Here is a 1,268-nt window from a genome sequence, read left to right as displayed (position 1 = left end):
TCACCTAAACTTAGAGGAGGGCTTTGACCTTGCCGAAGTGCAGGAGGTTGCCGACAGCTTCCCCGAGCTAAAGGGCGCTGCGCTGCAAGTAGTCCAGGGGCGCGACCTGCAGGGGCGGGTGACCACTGAAGGGGTGGTCATTAAGAGTAGCTACCTTGACGAGGGTCGCCGCAACTCTATTCTAGCCGCTCTCCGGGAACGCTGGCCCTCGCTGGGGCCGGACGATCTGCGCGTGGAGAGCGTCGGCGGGGTGATTAGCGGCGAGCTGGCCCGCCAGTCGCTGATCGCTTTTGCCGTGGCTATTGTCGGGATGATCGTCTATATCACGTTCCGCTTCGAGTTTAAATTCGCCCTGGCGGCGATTATAGCGCTGCTGCATGACATTTTTATTGTTACCGCTATTTTTTCTATTTTCAAGATCGAGGTAAACAGTCCCTTTATCGCCGCGCTGCTGACAGTATTCGGTTACTCGGTTAACGATACCATCGTTATCTTTGACCGGATTCGCGAGAATATCAGGCGTAAGCAGAAGGATGAATACGGTGCGGTAGTAGACCAGAGTATCAACCAGAGCCTGGTCCGGACCCTGAACACCTCGCTAACCACACTGATAGTGCTGTTGGCGCTGCTGGTTGGTTTCTATTACTTTATCGGCAGCTTCGATCTAATTGCCTTCGTGGTTGCCCTGCTCATCGGTGTAGTGGCGGGAACCTATTCATCGGTATTCATTGCCGCTCCCCTCTGGTTGGACCTGACAGAACTTCAGGCCAGGCGGGCTCGTCGCCGCCCGGCCTAAGTGCTCTGAAAGAGAGGAACAGTGAGAAATTGGACCCGTTTAACTTAGATCGCCTTATGGGCAGCGCCTTACAGTTGCGTGACGAACGGCGGCGTCAAGAAGATCTGCGGAGACGCCCGCCCGGCCCGGCGCAGAAAAAAGGCCGCCTGCAGGTGGGGCCGGATCAGCTGTCGGCAGCCCCGGCCGGGGAAGGAGCTGTTCCTTAAAAGATGAGTCTCTCGCAAAAACGCTGGGGTGGACCGGCCCCGGCACCAACTGAAGAAGCGGCGGCCCTGGCGGATGAGCTCGGTATCTTGCCGGCCGTGGCCCGGGTTTTGCTCCGCCGTGGGATTAAAAGCGCCAGTGCTGCCCGCGCTTTTCTGTATCCCTCTTTGGAGCAGCTCCACTCTCCCTGGCTGATGAAGGGGATGGAGGGGGCGGTAGAGCGAATTGGCACCGCCCTAAAAAAAGGCCAGAAAATTGTTGTCCATGG

At 57.5% G+C, this 1,268-nt stretch carries 1 protein-coding gene and 1 pseudogene; both read left to right on the top strand.

From position 1 onward, the window contains the following. Positions 1–796: protein translocase subunit SecF (gene secF, locus ACE4YL_RS07000; RefSeq protein ID WP_461369428.1), on the top strand; the 796-nt coding region annotated here is incomplete at its 5' end. 209 nt (positions 797–1,005) lie between these two features. After that, a pseudogene (locus tag ACE4YL_RS06995) lies at positions 1,006–1,268 on the top strand (single-stranded-DNA-specific exonuclease RecJ); the annotation flags it as partial.

Source organism: Candidatus Darwinibacter acetoxidans (genome assembly GCF_041936445.1).
In the GTDB taxonomy this organism is placed as follows: Bacteria; Bacillota; Limnochordia; order Darwinibacteriales; family Darwinibacteriaceae; genus DTU010.
This window is presented reverse-complemented; position numbering and strand designations above follow the sequence as displayed.